Annotated in this window: 19 protein-coding genes; 9 read left to right on the top strand and 10 right to left on the bottom strand. The window is 59.3% G+C overall.

Features of this window, described 5'->3' with window-relative positions; genetic code table 11:
* Window positions 1-93: 93 nt before the first annotated feature.
* A complete protein-coding gene (gene cysB / locus VY732_RS21005) occupies window positions 94-1,068 on the top strand; it encodes an HTH-type transcriptional regulator CysB (protein ID WP_007908591.1) in 975 nt (324 codons plus the stop codon).
* Window positions 1,069-1,077: 9 nt separating this feature from the next.
* Here the strand turns inward: cysB and VY732_RS21000 are convergent, their stop codons facing one another.
* Together VY732_RS21000 and VY732_RS20995 are read right to left on the bottom strand one after the other, a co-directional pair.
* On the bottom strand, window positions 1,078-1,560 hold the full coding sequence (locus VY732_RS21000; RefSeq protein WP_331691663.1) for a GreA/GreB family elongation factor: 483 nt from the start codon (window positions 1,558-1,560) through the stop codon (window positions 1,078-1,080).
* A 2-nt stretch (window positions 1,561-1,562) separates the two neighbouring features.
* A complete protein-coding gene (locus tag VY732_RS20995; protein WP_331691662.1) occupies window positions 1,563-1,970 on the bottom strand; it encodes a hypothetical protein in 408 nt (135 codons plus the stop codon).
* A 124-nt stretch (window positions 1,971-2,094) separates the two neighbouring features.
* On the opposite strand from VY732_RS20995, the gene earP reads away from it, so the two are divergent.
* Both earP and VY732_RS20985 read left to right on the top strand, forming a co-directional pair.
* A complete protein-coding gene (gene earP, locus VY732_RS20990; RefSeq protein ID WP_331691661.1) occupies window positions 2,095-3,237 on the top strand; it encodes an elongation factor P maturation arginine rhamnosyltransferase EarP in 1,143 nt (380 codons plus the stop codon).
* Window positions 3,238-3,285: 48 nt separating this feature from the next.
* Window positions 3,286-3,855, top strand: a complete 570-nt coding sequence (locus VY732_RS20985) for an elongation factor P (RefSeq protein ID WP_007908599.1) — start codon at window positions 3,286-3,288, stop codon at window positions 3,853-3,855.
* 195 nt (window positions 3,856-4,050) lie between these two features.
* Here the strand turns inward: VY732_RS20985 and VY732_RS20980 are convergent, their stop codons facing one another.
* The 3 genes from VY732_RS20980 to VY732_RS20970 form a co-directional block, all read right to left on the bottom strand.
* Entirely contained in the window at window positions 4,051-4,470 is a 420-nt protein-coding gene (locus tag VY732_RS20980; RefSeq protein ID WP_077573935.1) for an organic hydroperoxide resistance protein, read from the bottom strand.
* A 325-nt stretch (window positions 4,471-4,795) separates the two neighbouring features.
* On the bottom strand, window positions 4,796-5,251 hold the full coding sequence (locus tag VY732_RS20975) for a MarR family winged helix-turn-helix transcriptional regulator (protein ID WP_177412577.1): 456 nt from the start codon (window positions 5,249-5,251) through the stop codon (window positions 4,796-4,798).
* 72 nt (window positions 5,252-5,323) lie between these two features.
* Complete coding sequence (locus tag VY732_RS20970; RefSeq protein WP_331691660.1) at window positions 5,324-6,280, bottom strand: LysR family transcriptional regulator; 957 nt, start codon at window positions 6,278-6,280, stop codon at window positions 5,324-5,326.
* 112 nt (window positions 6,281-6,392) lie between these two features.
* Between VY732_RS20970 and VY732_RS20965 the strand changes: the two genes are divergently transcribed.
* Window positions 6,393-7,139, top strand: a complete 747-nt coding sequence (locus VY732_RS20965; protein WP_123595280.1) for a sulfite exporter TauE/SafE family protein — start codon at window positions 6,393-6,395, stop codon at window positions 7,137-7,139.
* On the opposite strand, the gene VY732_RS20960 is transcribed toward VY732_RS20965, so the two are convergent.
* Entirely contained in the window at window positions 7,129-7,983 is an 855-nt protein-coding gene (locus VY732_RS20960) for a LysR substrate-binding domain-containing protein (protein ID WP_172680137.1), read from the bottom strand. The two genes, VY732_RS20965 and VY732_RS20960, sit on opposite strands and share 11 nt — an antisense overlap.
* 96 nt (window positions 7,984-8,079) lie before the next feature.
* Between VY732_RS20960 and VY732_RS20955 the strand changes: the two genes are divergently transcribed.
* Window positions 8,080-8,301 (top strand): DUF1127 domain-containing protein, encoded by a 222-nt coding sequence (locus tag VY732_RS20955; protein ID WP_016985493.1) that lies wholly within the window; start codon window positions 8,080-8,082, stop codon window positions 8,299-8,301.
* Window positions 8,302-8,380: 79 nt separating this feature from the next.
* Entirely contained in the window at window positions 8,381-9,607 is a 1,227-nt protein-coding gene (locus VY732_RS20950; protein ID WP_331691659.1) for a winged helix-turn-helix domain-containing protein, read from the top strand.
* 98 nt (window positions 9,608-9,705) lie between these two features.
* On the opposite strand, the gene VY732_RS20945 is transcribed toward VY732_RS20950, so the two are convergent.
* Window positions 9,706-11,052: a class II 3-deoxy-7-phosphoheptulonate synthase gene (locus tag VY732_RS20945; protein WP_077573929.1), complete on the bottom strand. Its 1,347-nt coding sequence runs from the start codon at window positions 11,050-11,052 to the stop codon at window positions 9,706-9,708.
* A gap of 153 nt (window positions 11,053-11,205) precedes the next feature.
* Here VY732_RS20945 and VY732_RS20940 point away from each other — a divergent pair, with 153 nt between their 5' ends.
* The gene (locus VY732_RS20940; RefSeq protein WP_331691658.1) at window positions 11,206-11,961 is read left to right on the top strand and encodes a spermidine synthase; all 756 of its coding nucleotides are present in this window, start codon (window positions 11,206-11,208) and stop codon (window positions 11,959-11,961) included.
* A gap of 111 nt (window positions 11,962-12,072) precedes the next feature.
* On the opposite strand, the gene VY732_RS20935 is transcribed toward VY732_RS20940, so the two are convergent.
* Window positions 12,073-12,864: a crotonase/enoyl-CoA hydratase family protein gene (locus tag VY732_RS20935; RefSeq protein ID WP_116030534.1), complete on the bottom strand. Its 792-nt coding sequence runs from the start codon at window positions 12,862-12,864 to the stop codon at window positions 12,073-12,075.
* A 423-nt stretch (window positions 12,865-13,287) separates the two neighbouring features.
* On the opposite strand from VY732_RS20935, the gene VY732_RS20930 reads away from it, so the two are divergent.
* Window positions 13,288-14,961, top strand: coding sequence for a DEAD/DEAH box helicase (locus tag VY732_RS20930; RefSeq protein ID WP_008088238.1), 1,674 nt, complete (start codon window positions 13,288-13,290; stop codon window positions 14,959-14,961).
* A gap of 106 nt (window positions 14,962-15,067) precedes the next feature.
* Here the strand turns inward: VY732_RS20930 and VY732_RS20925 are convergent, their stop codons facing one another.
* Window positions 15,068-15,835, bottom strand: coding sequence for a DODA-type extradiol aromatic ring-opening family dioxygenase (locus tag VY732_RS20925; RefSeq protein ID WP_331691657.1), 768 nt, complete (start codon window positions 15,833-15,835; stop codon window positions 15,068-15,070).
* Window positions 15,836-15,938: 103 nt separating this feature from the next.
* On the opposite strand from VY732_RS20925, the gene VY732_RS20920 reads away from it, so the two are divergent.
* Complete coding sequence (locus VY732_RS20920) at window positions 15,939-16,586, top strand: thiopurine S-methyltransferase (RefSeq protein ID WP_331691656.1); 648 nt, start codon at window positions 15,939-15,941, stop codon at window positions 16,584-16,586.
* A 196-nt stretch (window positions 16,587-16,782) separates the two neighbouring features.
* Here VY732_RS20920 and htpX read toward each other — a convergent pair whose 3' ends face one another.
* The gene (htpX, locus tag VY732_RS20915) at window positions 16,783-17,670 is read right to left on the bottom strand and encodes a protease HtpX (protein ID WP_007908619.1); all 888 of its coding nucleotides are present in this window, start codon (window positions 17,668-17,670) and stop codon (window positions 16,783-16,785) included.
* Window positions 17,671-17,857 lie beyond the last annotated feature (187 nt).

The following is a 17,857-nucleotide window of genomic DNA, read 5'->3' as shown; positions in this document are numbered from 1 at the left end:
GATAAAAAAGTTCTAGATTTATTCTCCAAACCATTAATATAGTTATATACCGTCGCTGATGCCCGTGGCGTCTACCTGCTTTGAGGGATACATATGAAGCTTCAACAATTGCGCTACATCTGGGAAGTGGCGCACCACGACCTCAACGTTTCCGCTACAGCCCAAAGCCTTTACACCTCGCAACCGGGCATCAGTAAACAAATCCGCCTGCTGGAAGACGAACTCGGCGTCGAAGTGTTCGCCCGCAGCGGCAAGCACCTGACCCGCGTGACCCCGGCCGGCGAGCGCATCATCACCACTGCCGGTGAGATTCTGCGCAAGGTCGAAAGCATCAAACAGATCGCCCAGGAATTTTCCAACGAGAAGAAAGGCACTCTGTCGATCGCCACCACCCACACCCAGGCACGTTATGCACTGCCGCCGGTGATCAGCAATTTCATCAAGCAATACCCCGACGTGGCGCTGCACATGCACCAGGGTTCGCCGATGCAAATTGCCGAAATGGCTGCTGACGGCACTGTCGATTTTGCCATTGCCACCGAAGCGCTGGAGCTGTTCGGCGATCTGGTGATGATGCCGTGCTACCGCTGGAACCGTTGCGTGGTCGTGCCGCAGGGCCACCCGCTGACCAAGCTGCCGAAGCTGACCCTGGAAGCACTGGCCGAATACCCGATCGTGACGTACGTGTTCGGTTTCACTGGTCGTTCGAAACTCGACGAAGCTTTCAGCCATCGTGGTCTGACACCGAAAGTGGTGTTTACCGCGGCCGACGCCGACGTGATCAAAACCTACGTACGTCTGGGCCTGGGTGTGGGCATCGTCGCTAAAATGGCGGTCGACACCAAACTCGACAACGACCTGGTGGTGCTGGATGCCAGCGAACTGTTCGAATCGAGCATTACCAAAATCGGTTTCCGTCGCGGCACTTTCCTGCGTGGTTTCATGTGCGACTTCATCGAGAAGTTCGCCCCGCACCTGACCCGCGAAGTCATGGCCAAAGCCATTCAGTGCCACAACAAGCAGGAACTGGAAGAGCTGTTCGACGGCGTCGAACTGCCGGTTCACTGATTTACTGCCTCAAAGCACCTCGGTGACAGCAAACTGTTGCCGGGTGCCCGCCACCAGAATCTCCACCTCATCGCCTTCGCACTTGCCCAGCAGACCTTTGCCCAGCGGCGAGCGCGGGGTGATGACGGTTATCGGCTGACCGACCACATCGACTTTCAGCCCTGCCGCATCCGGCGCCAGAAACAGCCATTGCTCGCGACCCTTTTCGTCTTCCAGGCCGAGCAGGGCGCCGACTTCAATGCCGCGATTTCCGTCATAGGCACGCAGCGTCAGGTTCTGACACAGCGCCAGTGACTGACGAATTTCCTCGACCCGTTTCGCTTGCCCGGCTGCCAGGTACGACGCCTCCAGACCCAGCGTGTCGTACTTGTTTTCGGCGATGTTTTCTTCGTGAGTCGCGGTTTCGTAAGCGGTTTGCGCGGCACGTTCGGCGATGTCGAGATCGACGCGCAGTTTGTCGAGAATCAGTTGGTGAACCGTGTGTTTGTTCACGATCAATCGCAGAATTGCAAAACGTTGGCGCGGGATTTTTCGCTTGGAGCCGTCTGATCCTGTTGCAACCAGAACTGGCATTTTGGATTGGACAGATTACGCGTGCTGCCGCGTGCCTGATCCAGACGCGCCTGCTGTTCGTTCTTGCGCAGGTTTTCTTCGTACTGTTCGAACATTGGGCTTGGCGGCGGAATATCCGGCTGCACCTGCACGGCCGGCGGATTAGCCAGTTGCTGCACCGCCTGAGCAACCGGTGCCAGTTGTTCTTTGAAGACAAACTGCGACAGCAGCCAGCAGGTCAGCGCAATGGCGACAAAGCCCAGCCACATGCCCAGGGCAATGCTGCCGGTCAAATGCAGCGCACTAAGCTGAACAGGCAACGGCCGGCGCGGATTGGGACGGTAGGGCATGGCTGCCTCCTGGCGGGTGATTGCGGACAAGTGGCGATTGTCGCACGAAGATTAATCGCCGTCGGCTCTTCTGCGCGAGGTCATTTATGCGGACAATCGCAGCTTTTGCCAACGGGAGTCTTGAATGTCGGAAGTGAAACCCCGCTGGGATATTTTCTGCACGGTGGTCGACAACTTTGGCGACATCGGCGTGACCTGGCGTCTGGCCCGACAATTGGCGGCCGAACACGGTCTGGCGGTGCGCTTGTGGGTCGATGATCTGCGCGCATTCGAACGCATTTGCCCGGCGATCGATATCAACGCCGCACAGCAATCGCAACAAGGCGTCGAAGTGCGGCACTGGCCGGCTGAGTGGCTGCACACAGATGCGGCGGATGTGGTGATCGCCGCGTTTGCCTGTCAGTTACCCAGTGATTACATGGACGCGATGGCCGGGCGTGAACAGCCGCCGCTGTGGATGAACCTCGACTATCTCAGCGCTGAAGACTGGGTTGTCGGTTGCCACGGTCTGCCGTCGGTGAAATACAAATCGGTGCAAAAAATCTTCTTTTTCCCCGGCTTCCAGCCCGGTACTGGCGGTTTGCTGCGTGAGCGTGGATTGCTTGAGCAGCGTCGGCAGTTTCAACAGGATCCCGAGGCGCAGCGACAATTCCTGCAAGGCCTGGGCATCGATCGCGCGCCCGAGGCGCAGCTGATTTCGCTGTTTGCCTACGAGAATGCCGGGCTGGCCAGTTGGCTGGACGTTTTGGCGGCGGACGCTGCACCGACTCATCTGCTGGTACCGGAAGGGCGGATTCTTGGCGATGTGGCGCGCTGGCTCGAGGTGGAAGCCCTGGCGGTCGGTGCGATTCATGTGCATCAGTCGCTCACCGTGCAAGTGCTGCCGTTCGTCCGACAGGATCAATATGACCACTTGCTCTGGTGCTGTGATTTCAACGCGGTGCGCGGTGAAGATTCATTCGTTCGTGCGCAATGGGCGGGGCGGCCGATGCTGTGGCACATCTATCAGCAGGACGAAGACATCCATCTGGACAAGCTCGACGCCTTCCTCGTGCTCTACACAAAAGGCCTGTCACCGGCCGCTGCCGAGGCGATGAACGGTCTCTGGCGCGCGTGGAGCGCCGGTCAGCCCATCGGCGAACACTGGCTCGCCGCCCGTAATCATTGGCCAGAACTGCAGAAAAACGCCGAAGCGTGGTGTCTGGAACAAGGCTTGCAGGCCGATCTTGCCGCAGCGCTGGTACAGTTTTACCTAAATTGGATATGATACGCGGCCTAGATTTTTGTAAATCCCATCCAAATTCGGATATTCGCAATGAAAACTGGTAAAGAACTGAAACCCGGTACCGTGATCCGTCTCGAGAACGATCCTTGGCTGGTTCAGAAAGCTGAATTCACCAAGTCGGGCCGTAACAGCGCGATCATGAAGACCAAGCTGAAAAACCTGCTGACCGGTTACAAGACCGAGATCGTTTACAGCGCTGACGACAAACTGGACGACGTAATCCTCGACCGCAAAGAAGCGACCCTGTCCTTCATCAGCGGCGACACCTACACGTTCATGGACACCACTGACTACACCATGTACGAGCTGAACGCTGAAGACATCGAAGCTGTTCTGCCTTTCGTTGAAGAAGGCATGACCGATGTTTGCGAAGCGATCTTCTTCGAAGAGCGTCTGGTTTCCGTAGAGCTGCCGACCACCATCGTGCGCGTAGTTGACTACACCGAAGGTTCGGCTCGCGGCGACACTTCCGGCAAAGTCATGAAGCCAGCCAAGCTGGCTAACGGTACCGAGCTGCAAGTTGCCGACTTCATCGAAATCGGTGACAAGATCGAAATCGACACCCGCGAAGGCGGTTCCTACAAAGGCCGTGCCAAATAAGCACTGGTTTTTGCGGAAAGAAAAAGCCCGACCATTGAGTCGGGCTTTTTTGTGCCTGCGATATGTGTCACGCCGCAGGATCCCCTGTAGGAGTGAGCCTGCTCGCGATAGCGTCATTCCAGTCGACATCTACATTGACTGACTCAACCGCTATCGCGAGCAGGCTCACTCCTACATTGGAATTTGCGTATGGCTTCAAACGGTGACGTGCAGGCGCACATCAACGTTGCCACGGGTGGCGTTGGAGTACGGGCAGACCTGGTGAGCAGCGTCGACCAACGCTTGCGCGTCGGCCTGTTCCAGCCCCGGCAGACTGATGTGCAAGTCGATGTCCAGACCGAAACCGCCAGGGATCTGACCGATACCGACATGAGCGGTGATCGAGGCATCGTCAGGGATTTTGCGTTTGGTCTGGCTGGCGACGAATTTCAGAGCGCCGATGAAGCAGGCCGAGTAGCCAGCCGCGAACAGTTGCTCTGGGTTGGTCGCCGCGCCGCCGGCACCGCCGAGTTCTTTCGGGGTGGCGAGTTTGACGTCGAGAACGTTGTCGCTGGAGATCGCACGACCATCACGGCCGCCAGTGGAAGTTGCGATTGCGGTGTAGAGAGTTTGCATGGTGTGAGCCTCGTAGGTGTGATTTGTTGCGCTAATTGTTTGCGCGCTAAGTAAGTGCGAGGTGAATGTATCGCGCGAATATTTAGTGCGCAAGATAAATTTTTGAGAGATCTGCGTTTCGACAAAACGGCGAATCGCTCTGTCAGCCTGAAAAGTGCGATTTAGAGGGGATGGCGGGGAGATCAGGCGTTGAAAAATATTCTTCAGACGACGAGATCATATGTAGGAGTGAGCCTGCTCGCGATAGCGGTGGTTCAGTCGACTTGTGAGTTGACTGAACCACCGCTATCGCGAGCAGGCTCACTCCTACAGGGATTGGTGGGTCTTAGATCAGGCTGTTCTGTAGATGGCTACGCAGTGCCTGCAGCTCTGCTTGCAGGTTTTGCAGGCGTTCCAGAGAGAAGCCGCTGGCGCCGAGGATGCATTGCGGGACCGTCTGGGCTTTTTCTTTCAACGCGCGGCCTTGCTCCGTCAACTCGACAATCACCACGCGCTCATCCTCACGGCTGCGCGTGCGACTCAGTAAGCCTTCAGCCTCCAGGCGTTTGAGCAGCGGCGTCAACGAGCCGGGATCGGTCAGCAACCGCGAGCTGATTTCTCCGACGGTCAAACCATCCTTCTCCCACAACACCATCATCGCCAGATATTGCGGATAAGTCAGGTTCAAGGCTTGCAGCAATGGCTTGTAGACCTTGGTCATCATCAGCGAAGTGGAATGCAGAGCGAAGCAGGCCTGATTGTCGAGGAGCAGGTCGTCGCAGGTGTCGCGTTCGGAAGTCATGTCAAAGCCTTGATCGGTGATGGCCATGAATCTAGCGCTCGAATCTTTAATGCGCCAGATAATTCTCTGGATCTAATGTCGTTCCAAGTCCCGTTGCAACGCCAGATCCCAGGGCGGCACCGGACTGAAGCGGGTCTTGAGATATTCCAGAAGCAGGCGGCTGCGCGAGTTGGTTTGTAGCTCCATGCGCAGCGCGTAGATCCCGGTGGACTCCGGTTTCGGCAGGCCGTTTTCGCAGAACAGCGGCAGCAATTCGCCGCGCAGCAGGTATTCGCTGGCCAGCCATGTCGGCAGATGTGCGATGCCCAAGCCAGCCAAGGCGCCGCAGACCAAGGCCTCGGCATTGTTGGCGCTCATGCGGATGCGCGCCGGGCGGTGCAATTGCATCTGCCCGTCCTGCTCGAAGCGCCAGGCGAAGGGCGGGGCCAGGCCTTCCCAGTCGAGGCCATCATGCTCACTCAGTTGCGCCGGACTGCCGGGCACACCACGGCGTTTGAGATAGTCCGGACTGGCACAGGCAATACGCACCATGCTCGCCAAGGGCGTGGCCACCAATCGCGTGTCAGCCATTTGTCCGGCGCGCAGCACCAGATCGACTTTGCCCAGGTTCGAGCCGCCCATGTCGACGAAACTGTCGATCAGGTGCAGTTGCACATCCAGCCCCGGGTAGAGCACGAGAAAGTCGGCGATCACCGGCGCCAGATGTCGGCGTCCGAACGCGGCGGGGGCGTCGATGCGAATCAAACCTTCTGGTGCACTGCTCAGCGATACGGCTTCGGCCCGCGCCAGTTGCAACTCGGCGACAATGCGCCGGGCGCGTTCGGCGAACGCCAGACCGGCTGGCGTCGCGCGTACGGCATGGGTGCTGCGAACAAACAACTGGCTGCCGACCGCGCTTTCCAGACTGTCGATCCGGCGCGCCACGGCCGAGGGTGTCAGCGGATGACGGCGCGAAGCGGCAGAAAAACTGCCGCTCTCCAGCACATCGAGAAACAGCCCGAGTTGATCGGTCAATTGATTGGGATTCATATCGGCTCAACGCTTGTGCGAAATCGGCATAGCCATTGTGCGTTGCTGTGCGTTTCCCCGCCAGCCGCGACTGCGTAGGATGATTCGCCTGACGTAAGAGGAATTGGCCGTGATGGAGTTTGTGTTGTACCTGCTGTTTGGCGCCGCCCTCGGCACACTCGGCGGAATATTCGGTATCGGTGGCGGTTTGATCGCGATTCCGTTGCTTGGCGTATGGTTTGGCTTGGATCAGCAGATCGCCCAAGGCACCGCGCTGGTCATGGTGGTGCCGAACGTGATGCTGGCGCTGTGGCGTTATCACCAGCGCAATCGCATCGAACTGCGGCATGCGTTGCCTTTGGCGGTGATGGGCTTCTGCTTTGCCTGGATCGGTTCGATCTGGGCGGTGGGCATCGATGCGCAAACCATGCGCATCGGCTTTGTCGCTTTCCTCGTGGTGCTCTCGGTGTACAACCTGCTGAAGATGTTCGGCAAGCAACCCGCTGCGACTTCCGAAATGCGTTATTCCTGGCCTTGGCTTGGCGTGCTTGGCGCGGCGTCCGGCACCATGGGCGGATTGTTCGGTGTCGGTGGGGCGGTGGTCGCGACGCCGGTGCTGACCAGCCTTTTCGGTACCACGCAGGTCGTCGCCCAAGGCCTGTCGCTGGCGCTGGCCTTGCCAAGCACCGGCGTGACCTTGGTGACTTACGCGGTACACCACGAAGTGGACTGGATGATCGGTCTGCCACTGGCGATCGGCGGTCTGGCGAGCATCAGTTGGGGAGTGAAAGTCGCCCACGCCATGCCGGAAAAACTCCTGCGCGGGCTGTTCTGCGGTTTCCTGGTGCTGTGTGCGGTGATGCTCGCATTTAAAGTTTAAAGCCTTCGACGATGTGCTCGGCCAGGCACTCGGTGATCGGTGACGGATTGTTCAGGTTGCGCACCAGCATGATGCTAGCCTCCGGCAACAACGGCAGGTCTTGGTCGGCGCCGAGAATGCGCATGTCCGGGGTGATCAGGCTTTCCAGTTGCGCGGTGATCGCCAAACCGGCGCTGACCACCGCCATCAATGCCGAAAGGCTGGTGCTGTTGTAAGCGATGCGATAGTCGCGGCCCATCGCATCCAGCGCATTGCACGCCCACAAGCGGCAGAAGCAATCACTGTTGAACATCGCCAGCGGCAATGGCGTCTGTTCGTGGGCGCTGAAATTCTGCGCCTCGGCCCAGACAAACCGTTCCTTGCGCAGTAACTGGCCGATCTCGTTGCCCGGTTCGCGAGTAACGATCGACAAGTCCAGGTCAGTGCGCTGCAACAGCTGTTTGGTCGACTCGCAATGCACTTCGATCTGGATCAACGGATAGAACTGCGCAAACCGCGACAGAATCCCCGGCAGAAAACGCATCACGTAATCATCCGGCGTACCGATGCGGACCGTGCCGACCATGTGTGGTTCGCGCAAGGTGTTGAACACTTCACTGTGCAACTTGAGGATGCGCCGCGCGTAACCGAGCAGCACCTGGCCCTCAGCGGTCAGGCGCACCTGACGGCCGTCGCGCTCGAACAACTGACGCTGCAACACGTCTTCTTCCAGACGCTTCATCTGCATGCTCACCGCCGATTGCGTGCGGTTGACCATTTCGCCGGCGCGGGTGAAACCGCCCTGATCGGCAATCGCGACGAAGGTGCGCAGGACATCGGTATCGATACTGGGGTAGGCCGACAATTGATGAATCTCCGTGATGCATGCCATCAGAAACATTCGTTGGATTGATCTTAGCGCCGGCGCGAGACTTGAGCCATCCACAAAGGAGGCAACACGATGAAAGGTCAAAGAGAGTATGTAGACGAAGCAAAATTTTCCGGCCACGGCCATATCGTTTCCGACCTGCTGCACAAGTTTAGCCGCTGGTACGAACTGCACCGTGAACGCGAGTTGCTCGCCAGTTTGAGTGACGAAGCGTTGAAGGACATCGGCGTCAGTCGTGCCGACGTTGAACACGAAGCCGTGCGGCCGTTCTGGGATGACCCGATGCATAAATGACCGTTGCATAAATGATCAGCAGAGCGCTACACAAACCCACTTCCAGTGAGGTAGGTTGCGAGCAGACAAGGAGATGCTCATGCCCGCAACAGTATCCTTTTCCCTCAAACAGGCGCGACGACTGGCGCTGGCAGCCCAAGGCTTCAACGGGCGCCAGCCGCCGACGGTCAAAGCCGCTCACGTCAACCGGCTGATCGAACGGCTGGGCTTGCTGCAAATCGATTCCGTCAACGCCGTGGTGCGCTCGCACTACCTGCCGCTGTTTTCCCGTCTCGGTTCCTATTCTTCTGATTTGCTCGACCAGGCTGCCTGGAGTTCGGGGCGACGTCGTACGCTGTTTGAATACTGGGGGCATGAAGCGTCATTGCTGCCGCTGTCGATGTATCCGTTGATGGCTTGGCGGATGCAGCGAGCCAGGCGCGGCGAGGATATTTATCAGCAGTTGGCGAAATTCGGTCGCGAGCAGCAGGACGTTGTTCGCCGGGTGTTGAGTTCGGTGGAAGAGCAGGGCGCGCTGGGCGCCGGCAGCTTGTCGACTCGCGAAGACAAGGCCGGGCCATGGTGGGACTGGAGCGCGGAAAAGCATGCACTGGAATGGTTGTTTGCGGCGGGCGAAGTGACGGTAGCGGGGCGGCGTGGTTTTGAGCGTTTGTATGATTTGCCGGAGCGGGTAATTCCTTCATCGATTCTGCAACAGGCGTTGCCGGATGAAGCGGAGGCGCAGCGCGGGCTGTTGCTGCATGCGGTACGGGCGCTGGGCGTTGGTACTGAAAAAGACCTGCGTGATTACTTTCGGCTGAATCCGGCGGATGCGCGTCCCCGTCTGGCGGAACTGGTCGAGGCCGGGCAATTGCAGATGTGCGAAGTCGCTGATTGGCGACAGATCGCTTATTGCCTGCCGGAGCCGAAAGTCCCGCGCAAGGTGTTGGCCAGTGCGTTGTTGTCGCCCTTCGATTCATTGATCTGGGAGCGCAGCCGGACTGAGCGGTTGTTTGATTTTCGCTATCGGCTGGAGATTTACACGCCGCAGGACAAGCGGGTTTACGGCTATTACGTGTTGCCGTTTTTGCACAACGAGCGGATTGCTGCGCGGGTTGATTTGCGCGCCGAGCGGGCGGCGGGGCAGTTGGCGGTGCATGCGGTGCACGAGGAAGAGCCGGGGCTGGATGAAGAAGGGATGTTGGCGCTGGCCGTGAATTTGCGGCAGATGGCAGATTGGCTCGGGCTTGCGCGGGTGCAGTTGAATTGTCAGCGCGAGAGTGCGGCGCGGTTGCGGGTGGCATTGGCGAAAATTGAGGGTGTCTGAGCGGACGCCTTCGCGAGCAGGCTCGCTCCCACATGGGGTGTGTGTACGACACAAATCCAGTGTGGGAGCGAGCCTGCTCGCGAAAGAAGCGACGCGGTCTAGCGGCGAACCTGCTTGAGGGTTTCGGCAATCAAAAACGCCAATTCAAGCGACTGATCGGCATTCATCCGTGGATCACAATGGGTGTGATAGCGATCCGACAACCCGTCTTCAGTAATCGGCCGCGCGCCACCAATGCACTCGGTGACATTCTGTCCGGTCATTTCGATGTGAATGCCGCCGGCATAACTGCCTTCCGCCTCGTGCACCTGGAAGAACTGCTTCACCTCGCCAAGGATCTGCGCGAAGTCGCGGGTCTTGTAGCCGCTGCTGGCCTTGATGGTGTTGCCGTGCATCGGGTCGGAGCTCCACAGCACTTGCTTGCCTTCACGCTGCACCGCGCGGATCAGCGCTGGCAGATGATCGCCGACCTTGTTCGCGCCCATCCGCGCAATCAGGTTCAAGCGCCCCGGATCGTTGTCCGGGTTGAGCACATCGATCAGGCGGATCAGATCGTCGGGGTCCATGCTCGGGCCGACCTTCACGCCGATCGGGTTGTTCACGCCACGCAGGAATTCGACATGCGCGCCGTCGAGCTGACGGGTGCGGTCGCCGATCCACAGCATGTGTGCCGAACAATCGTAGTAATCGTTGGTCAGGCTGTCGCGACGCACGAAGGCTTCTTCGTAGTTCAGCAGCAACGCTTCGTGGGCGGTGAAGAAGCTGGTTTCACGCAGTTGCGGCGAGCTGTCCATGCCGCAGGCGCGCATGAATGCCAGGGTTTCATCGATGCGGTCGGCGAGGTGGCTGTACTTCTCGGCCAGCGCCGAGTTGGCGATGAAGTCGAGGTTCCACTTGTGCACCTGATGCAGATCGGCAAAGCCGCCCTGAGCGAATGCGCGCAGCAGGTTCAGCGTGGCGGTGGACTGGTGATAGGACTGCAGCAGGCGTTCCGGATCCGGCACGCGGCTCTTTTCGTCGAAGCCGATGCCGTTGACGATGTCGCCGCGATAAGCCGGCAGTGTCACGCCGTCGATGGTCTCGTCATTGGCCGAGCGCGGCTTGGCGAACTGACCGGCCATGCGCCCGACCTTGACCACCGGGCAACCGGCGGCGAAGGTCATGACGATCGCCATTTGCAGTAACACTTTAAAGGTGTCGCGAATCTTCGCCGCGGAGAATTCAGCAAAGCTTTCCGCACAATCGCCGCCCTGTAACAGGAAGGCCCGGCCCTGGGTGACTTCGGCAAACTGCCGGCGCAGTTCGCGCGCTTCACCGGCAAACACCAGTGGCGGGTAACTGGCCAGGGTTTGCTCGACCTGGCGCAGGTGCGCGGCGTCGGGGTATTGCGGTTGTTGCTGGATCGGCAGGGCGCGCCAGCTGTCAGGGCTCCACGGTTGGCTCATCACGGTCTCTAATTGGTTCTACGCACGGGAAGCCCATGGTAGCAGCAATTAGTGCGTGACCTGCTCCCGCCCCATCGCCGACAATCGCCGCTTTGCCACGGCGCCACAGCGGTGCCATCGCGTCACCGCGCCCGGTGACCATCAGGAGACGAAATGACTGAGGAGCGCGTCGAGCATCTGCTCGCCGAAGTACAGGATGAGTTCGGCGTGATTCGCGTGCTGGAAGTGGCTGATTACCGCTTTCTCGAGTTCGGCGATGCCATCGAGCAGAGCTGCGTTTTCACCGCTGATCCGAGCTGGCTGGAATACGACTACACCCGGGCGATGCTGATTGGCGCGTTGTGCCATGAACAGCCGGAAAGTGCGCTGTTTCTGGGGCTGGGTGCTGGTACGTTGACGCAGGCCTGCCTCAAATTTCTGCCATTGGAAGACGTCGAAGCCATTGAACTGCGCCCGGACGTGCCGCGTCTAGCCATCGAATACCTTGGGCTGGATGATGATCCACGGTTGTATATCCGCGTTGGCGATGCGCTGGAACTGCTGCCGACCGCCGAGCCGGCGGATCTGATCTTTGTCGACCTGTATACCGATGTCGGCCCGGGTGTCGGCCATCTGGCCTGGAGTTTTCTCGGCGACTGTCAGAAGCGCCTGAATCCGGGGGGCTGGCTGGTAATCAATCAGTGGGCCACCGATGATGGCAGACCATTGGGTGCGGCGTTGTTGCGTGGGCTCTATCACCGCCATTACTGGGAGTTGCCGGTGAAGGAGGGCAATGTGATTTTGCTGGTGCCGGCGGACCTCGATCAGGAACTGGATATGCAGGCGTTGACTGCCCGGGCTGAAGCCTTGGCACCGCGGTTGGGGTATTCGTTGCAGTCGTTGATCAACAGTATTCGCCCGGCGACCTGAGGCTGCTGGCCTTGCTGGCCCTATCGCGAGCAGGCTCACTCCTACATTGAAATGCGTTCCCTTGTAGGAGTGAGCCTGCTCGCGATGGCGTCATGACAGACGCCAAATATTTCAGATCCCCTTGAAGATCCCGGGCCGCCGCTCCACCAGCGACCTCACCCCTTCCTTGGCATCCTCACTGGCCAACAACTTCTTCACCAGCGCCGGCAGCCCTTGCGCCGCCGCCGTCTCACCCTCATACCGCGCCTGCCGCGCCGACATCAACGTCGCCTGCACCCCCAACGGCGCTTGCCGGGCAATCCGCTCAGCCAATTCAATCGCCCGCGGCAACAGGTCCTCACTGGCCATGACTTCCTGCACCAGGCCCAGATGCAACGCCTCGTGCGCATCGAACTCATCGCCGGTCAGCAGCCAGCGCATCGCATTGCCCCATCCGGCGATCTGCTGAAAACGTAAAGTCGCGCCACCAAAAGGAAAAATCCCACGCTGCACTTCCATCTGCGCGAAGCGGGTATTGCTCGCACACAGGTTGATATCCGCCGCTAGCATCAACTCGATGCCGATGGTCAGGCAGTAACCCTGCGCGGCGACAATCACAGGTTTGCTTACCCGAGGCCCGACGAAAACACCCCACGGGTCGCAACCGCCGGTCGGAACCTGCCAGCCTTGGGCGAGAGCGGAGCTGGCATTGATCAGATCCAGACCGGCGGTAAAGTGTTCGCCGTGGCCAAACACCACCGCTACCCGCGCTTCGCTGTCGGCCTCGAACTCGCCGTAGGCCAGGCTCAGGTCATTGAGCAGGTCGAGGTCGAAAGCATTGCGCTTGGCCGCTCGATCGAGGCCAATCAGATGGACGTGACCACGGCGTTCTCGGCTGACGCGGCCGGGGCAGGGCTGATTCATGGCGAAATCCTCGAGCGGGAAGGGCGGGTGCAGCGACGGTATGCCGCACGTCGGTGAATCGTTTTAGCGTCATCGCCCGCAGGGCCGGGCCTTTGAAAAATAGACCTTGGCGCGATTATCCGCAAAACCCCGTTACACAGCGGTGACACAGGTATTTTGACGATAAAAAAAGCTCCCTTTTTGGGCAAAATCCGGTATAGTGCGCGCCGGCCTTTAACCGGGCCGCGTTTAGGTAGCGCAATTTCCCGAAGTCAGCTTCGGCTGCACGTCCGCATTGCGGGCTCTTCCCGGACGATTCTTTTTTTCATTCATTCGTTTTCGCAAATCCCCGCCGACAAAGCTGCCAGGGCGACTCTTGAGTCTCAACACGGCATGCGCAGCTTTGGAGCATGGGTCTTTGCGGATGCACTTAGAGGCAGACCCATGACCCAGGAAACCGGCGGATTCGCCGCTTTTAATCTTAATCCGAATATTCTTGCAGCCGTCGCAGCGACCGGCTACGAAGAGCCTTCGGCGATTCAGCAGCAATCGATCCCGATCATCATGGCCGGCCAGGACATGATTGGCCAGGCGCAAACCGGTACCGGTAAAACCGCCGCGTTCGCACTGCCTATCCTGCACCGCATCGATCCTGCCAAGCGCGAACCGCAAGCCCTGATCCTGGCGCCAACTCGTGAGTTGGCGCTGCAAGTAGCAACCGCTTTCGAAACCTACGCCAAGCAAATGCCGGGCGTTACCGTTGTGGCCGTTTACGGCGGCGCGCCGATGGGCCCGCAACTGAAAGCAATCCGTAATGGCGCACAGATCGTTGTCGCCACTCCGGGCCGTCTGTGCGACCACCTGCGTCGCGACGAAAAAGTCCTGTCGACCGTGAACCATCTGGTTCTCGACGAAGCTGACGAAATGTTGAAACTGGGCTTCATGGATGACCTGGAAGTCATCTTCAAGGCTCTGCCAGCGACCCGTCAGACCGTTTTGTTCTCGGCTACCCTGCCGCAGTCGATCCGCGCCATTGCCGAACGCCACCTGCGCGATCCGCAACACGTGAAGATCCAGACCAAGACCCAGACCGTTACCGCGATCGAACAGGCTCACCTGTTGGTTCACGCTGACCAGAAGACTTCGGCCGTTCTCAGCTTGCTGGAAGTGGAAGACTTCGACGCTCTGATCATGTTCGTGCGCACCAAGCAAGCGACCCTGGATCTGGCCAGCGCCCTCGACGCCAAAGGCTACAAAGCCGCAGCGCTGAACGGTGACATCGCCCAGAACCAGCGTGAGCGCGTCATCGACTCGCTGAAAGATGGCCGTCTGGACATCGTTGTTGCGACCGACGTTGCTGCTCGTGGTCTGGACGTTCCGCGCATCACTCACGTGTTCAACGTTGACATGCCGTACGACCCGGAATCCTACGTTCACCGTATCGGCCGTACTGGCCGTGCCGGTCGCGAAGGTCGTGCACTGCTGCTGGTGACTCCACGTGAGCGCCGCATGCTGCAAGTGATCGAGCGTGTAACCGGTCAGAAAGTTGCTGAAGTACGCCTGCCGGACGCTCAAGCCGTTCTCGATGCGCGCATCAAGAAACTGACCAACAGCCTGTCGCCGCTGGTCGCTGATGCCGAATCGACTCACGGTGAGTTGCTCGATCGTCTGACTGCAGACATCGGTTGCACTCCGCGTGCTCTGGCTGCTGCGCTGCTGCGCAAAGCCACCAACGGTCAAGCGCTGAACCTGGCGGCGATCGAGAAGGAACGCCCACTGGTGCCGAACAACGCACCGCGTGGCGACCGTCCTGAGCGCACCGGTGATCGTCCTGATCGTGGTGACCGCGAGCGTCGCGCGCCAATGCCTTTGGGCGAAGGCCGTGCTCGTTGCCGTACCGCGCTGGGTGCGCGTGACGGTATCGCTGCGAAGAACCTGCTGGGCGCCATCCTCAACGAAGGCGGTCTGGCCCGTGAAGCGATCGGTCGCATCCAGGTGCGTGACAGCTTCAGCCTCGTCGAGCTGCCGGAAGATGGTCTGGACAAACTCCTGACCAAGCTGAAGGACACTCGCGTTGCCGGTAAGCAGTTGAAGCTGCGTCGCTATCGCGAAGATTGATCCGCCCTTGGGCTGATTGATCGCACATAAAAAATCCCCGACTGGTTCGGGGATTTTTTTTGCCTGTTTTTTTGCCTTTGTGGGAGCGAGCCTGCTCGCGAAGGCGTCAACCGAAGCGGTAAATATCCATGCCCAGCGCACCCATCGTGAACCCCTTGTGCGCCACGCTGAACTCACCGCCCGCGCCCCGGGCAAAATACAGCGGCAACAAATGCTCATCACTCGGATGACTGCGCACCGCATGCGGCGCCTGCTGGCGATAATCATGCAGCGCCGCCTCATCGTCGGCCGCCAACTTCTCGATCACCCAGTCACGAAAATCCCGCGCCCACGGCTCGACACTTTCCGGGCCGGCGTGCCAGTCGAGTTCACGCAGGTTGTGGGTGATGCTGCCGGAACCAATGAGCAAAATACCCTGATCACGCAGGCTCGCCAGCGCTAGGCCGACCCGGGTTTGCAGCGCCGGGCCCGCGCGACTCGGCAGCGAGACTTGCACCACCGGGATATCCGCCAGCGGGTACATCAACGACAGCGGTACCCAGACACCGTGATCGAACGGACGTTGCGGATCAAGGCGCGCTGGCAGATTGTTGGCAGTCAACAGATCGGCCACCTCAGCGGCCAACTGCGGATTGCCCGGCGCCGGGTACTGCACTTCAAACAGCGCGCGGGGAAAGCCCCCGAAGTCGTGCCAGGTTTCCGGTTGCGCATTACTGCTGACCAGCAGTTCGTGGCTTTCCCAATGGGCGGAGACGATGACGATGGCTTTGGGCTTCGGTAATTCGGCGGCCAGGCGCGCCAAGGCCGGGCCACTGGCGCCGGGTTCCAGCGCCAGCATGGGTGAACCGTGGGAAATAAACAGGCTGGGAAACATGATGGGTTCCTGAGCGTTAAGATGGCCTCATCTTCAGTCAGATCATTGATCTAAATCTAATATAAGTTTTAACGCTTTTTGATCGAATTATTGGGAGTGATACATGCAGCCTGAGTTTTGGCACAAGAAGTGGGCTTCGGGGCAGATTGGTTTTCATCTGCCCGAGGTGAACCCTTATCTGCAGCGGCACTGGGCGGCCCCGGCATCGGCGCGGGTGCTCGTGCCTTTGTGTGGGAAAAGTCTGGATCTGGCGTGGCTGGCAGGCCGCGGTCATCAGGTGCTCGGTATCGAGTTGTCGGAGAAGGCTATTGAAGACTTTTTCAGTGAGCATCAGATACAGCCGCAGATCAGCGAGAAGGGCGCGTTCAAGGTCTATCGTGGCGATGCCATCGAGTTGTGGTGCGGGGATTTTTTTGCGCTGACGGCGGGCGATGTGGCCGATTGCACGGCGATATACGACCGTGCCGCACTGATTGCCTTGCCAGCGCCGATGCGTGAGCGCTATGCGGCGCATCTTCAGCGGATTCTCCCGCAAGGGGTACAAGGGTTGCTGATTACGCTGGATTACGATCAGGCGCAGATCCCGGGGCCGCCGTTTGCGGTGGGGGATGATGAAGTGCAGCGGTTGCTGGGGGATGCCTGGCAGGTGCAGGAGCTGGAGGCGCAGGATGTGCTGGCTGAGAGCGGGAAGTTCCTGCAGGCGGGTGTGACGCGGCTGGAGGAGCGGGTGTACCGCGTTTCTTCCCGATAAATAGCGTGGGATTTTCTGGCCTCATCGCGAGCAGGCTCACTCCTACAGTGATTTGTGCTGAATCGCAGATTGTGTGACCGACACAGAACCCTGTAGGAGTGAGCCTGCTCGCGATGAGGCCAGTGAGAACAGCCAATTGATCAAGGCAAAAAAAGGCCCGCATCACTGCGGGCCTCTTGTTTTTACGCCAATCTGATCAACCGCGACGACGCAGCGCGTCGATACGCTCTTCCAGCGGCGGGTGGCTCATGAACATGCGGGCGAAGCCCTGTTTGATGCCACCGTTGATGCCGAAGGCGTTCAGGGTGTCCGGCATGTGCACTGGCAGGCCCTGTTCGGCGCGCAGACGTTGCAGTGCACCGATCATCGCGCTGGTGCCGGCCAGACGGGCACCGGCTTCGTCGGCACGGAATTCGCGTTTGCGCGAGAACCACATGACGATCGCACTGGCGAGAATGCCCAGTACCAGTTCGGCGAAGATGGTCGCCACGTAGTAAGCGATGCCCTGGCCTTCTTCGTTCTTGAAAATCACCTTGTCGACGAAGTTGCCAATGATCCGCGCAAAGAACATCACGAAGGTGTTCACCACGCCTTGAATCAGCGCCAGGGTGACCATGTCACCATTGGCCACGTGACCGATTTCGTGGGCCAGTACAGCTTTCACTTCATCGGGCGAGAAACGCTCGAGCAAGCCCTGGCTGACCGCGACCAGCGCGTCGTTCTTGTTCCAGCCGGTGGCGAAGGCGTTTGCTTCGTAGGCCGGGAAAATGCCGACTTCGGGCATCTTGATCCCGGCTTCGCGGGACAGTTGCTCGACGGTTTGCAGCAGCCATTGCTCATGCCGGGTGCGTGGCTGGCTGATGATCTGGGTACCGGTGCTCATCTTCGCCATCCACTTGGAGATGAACAGCGAGAACAGCGAGCCGGCGAAACCAAAGACTGCACAGAAAACCAGCAGCTGACTAAGGTCGAGATCAACCCCGTTGGCCGCCATGAACCCGTTGAAGCCGAACAGGCTCAGGGTGATGCTGGCTATCAGCACGACCGCCAGGTTAGTGGCCAAAAACAGCAGGATGCGCATCATGGTTGTAGAAATCTCCTCAAGCTAAAGATGTAGCGTACTGCGGGGTATATAAGGTGCCGCACCGGGCTATTCAACTGAGTGACTATTTCAAACTGTGTCCTACAGCGGATTCTTCGGTGCTCGGCACATTTCCCACGACAGAAAACGATAGGGATGACGGCCAGCCGCGACCCGTCGCCATTACGCC

The sequence above is a fragment of the Pseudomonas sp. ZY71 genome (assembly GCF_036542145.1).
Classification (GTDB): domain Bacteria; phylum Pseudomonadota; class Gammaproteobacteria; order Pseudomonadales; family Pseudomonadaceae; genus Aquipseudomonas; species Aquipseudomonas koreensis_A.
This window is presented reverse-complemented; position numbering and strand designations above follow the sequence as displayed.

Coding starts and splice junctions, on each gene's coding strand:
- cysB (WP_007908591.1), top strand. CDS start 94: ATGAAGCTTCAACAATTGCGCTACATCTGGGAAGTGGCGCACCACGAC.
- VY732_RS20995 (WP_331691662.1), bottom strand. CDS start 1,970: ATGCCCTACCGTCCCAATCCGCGCCGGCCGTTGCCTGTTCAGCTTAGT.
- earP (WP_331691661.1), top strand. CDS start 2,095: ATGTCGGAAGTGAAACCCCGCTGGGATATTTTCTGCACGGTGGTCGAC.
- VY732_RS20985 (WP_007908599.1), top strand. CDS start 3,286: ATGAAAACTGGTAAAGAACTGAAACCCGGTACCGTGATCCGTCTCGAG.
- VY732_RS20980 (WP_077573935.1), bottom strand. CDS start 4,470: ATGCAAACTCTCTACACCGCAATCGCAACTTCCACTGGCGGCCGTGAT.
- VY732_RS20975 (WP_177412577.1), bottom strand. CDS start 5,251: ATGACTTCCGAACGCGACACCTGCGACGACCTGCTCCTCGACAATCAG.
- VY732_RS20970 (WP_331691660.1), bottom strand. CDS start 6,280: ATGAATCCCAATCAATTGACCGATCAACTCGGGCTGTTTCTCGATGTG.
- VY732_RS20965 (WP_123595280.1), top strand. CDS start 6,393: ATGGAGTTTGTGTTGTACCTGCTGTTTGGCGCCGCCCTCGGCACACTC.
- VY732_RS20955 (WP_016985493.1), top strand. CDS start 8,080: ATGAAAGGTCAAAGAGAGTATGTAGACGAAGCAAAATTTTCCGGCCAC.
- VY732_RS20950 (WP_331691659.1), top strand. CDS start 8,381: ATGCCCGCAACAGTATCCTTTTCCCTCAAACAGGCGCGACGACTGGCG.
- VY732_RS20945 (WP_077573929.1), bottom strand. CDS start 11,052: ATGAGCCAACCGTGGAGCCCTGACAGCTGGCGCGCCCTGCCGATCCAG.
- VY732_RS20940 (WP_331691658.1), top strand. CDS start 11,206: ATGACTGAGGAGCGCGTCGAGCATCTGCTCGCCGAAGTACAGGATGAG.
- VY732_RS20935 (WP_116030534.1), bottom strand. CDS start 12,864: ATGAATCAGCCCTGCCCCGGCCGCGTCAGCCGAGAACGCCGTGGTCAC.
- VY732_RS20930 (WP_008088238.1), top strand. CDS start 13,288: ATGACCCAGGAAACCGGCGGATTCGCCGCTTTTAATCTTAATCCGAAT.
- VY732_RS20925 (WP_331691657.1), bottom strand. CDS start 15,835: ATGTTTCCCAGCCTGTTTATTTCCCACGGTTCACCCATGCTGGCGCTG.
- VY732_RS20920 (WP_331691656.1), top strand. CDS start 15,939: ATGCAGCCTGAGTTTTGGCACAAGAAGTGGGCTTCGGGGCAGATTGGT.
- htpX (WP_007908619.1), bottom strand. CDS start 17,670: ATGATGCGCATCCTGCTGTTTTTGGCCACTAACCTGGCGGTCGTGCTG.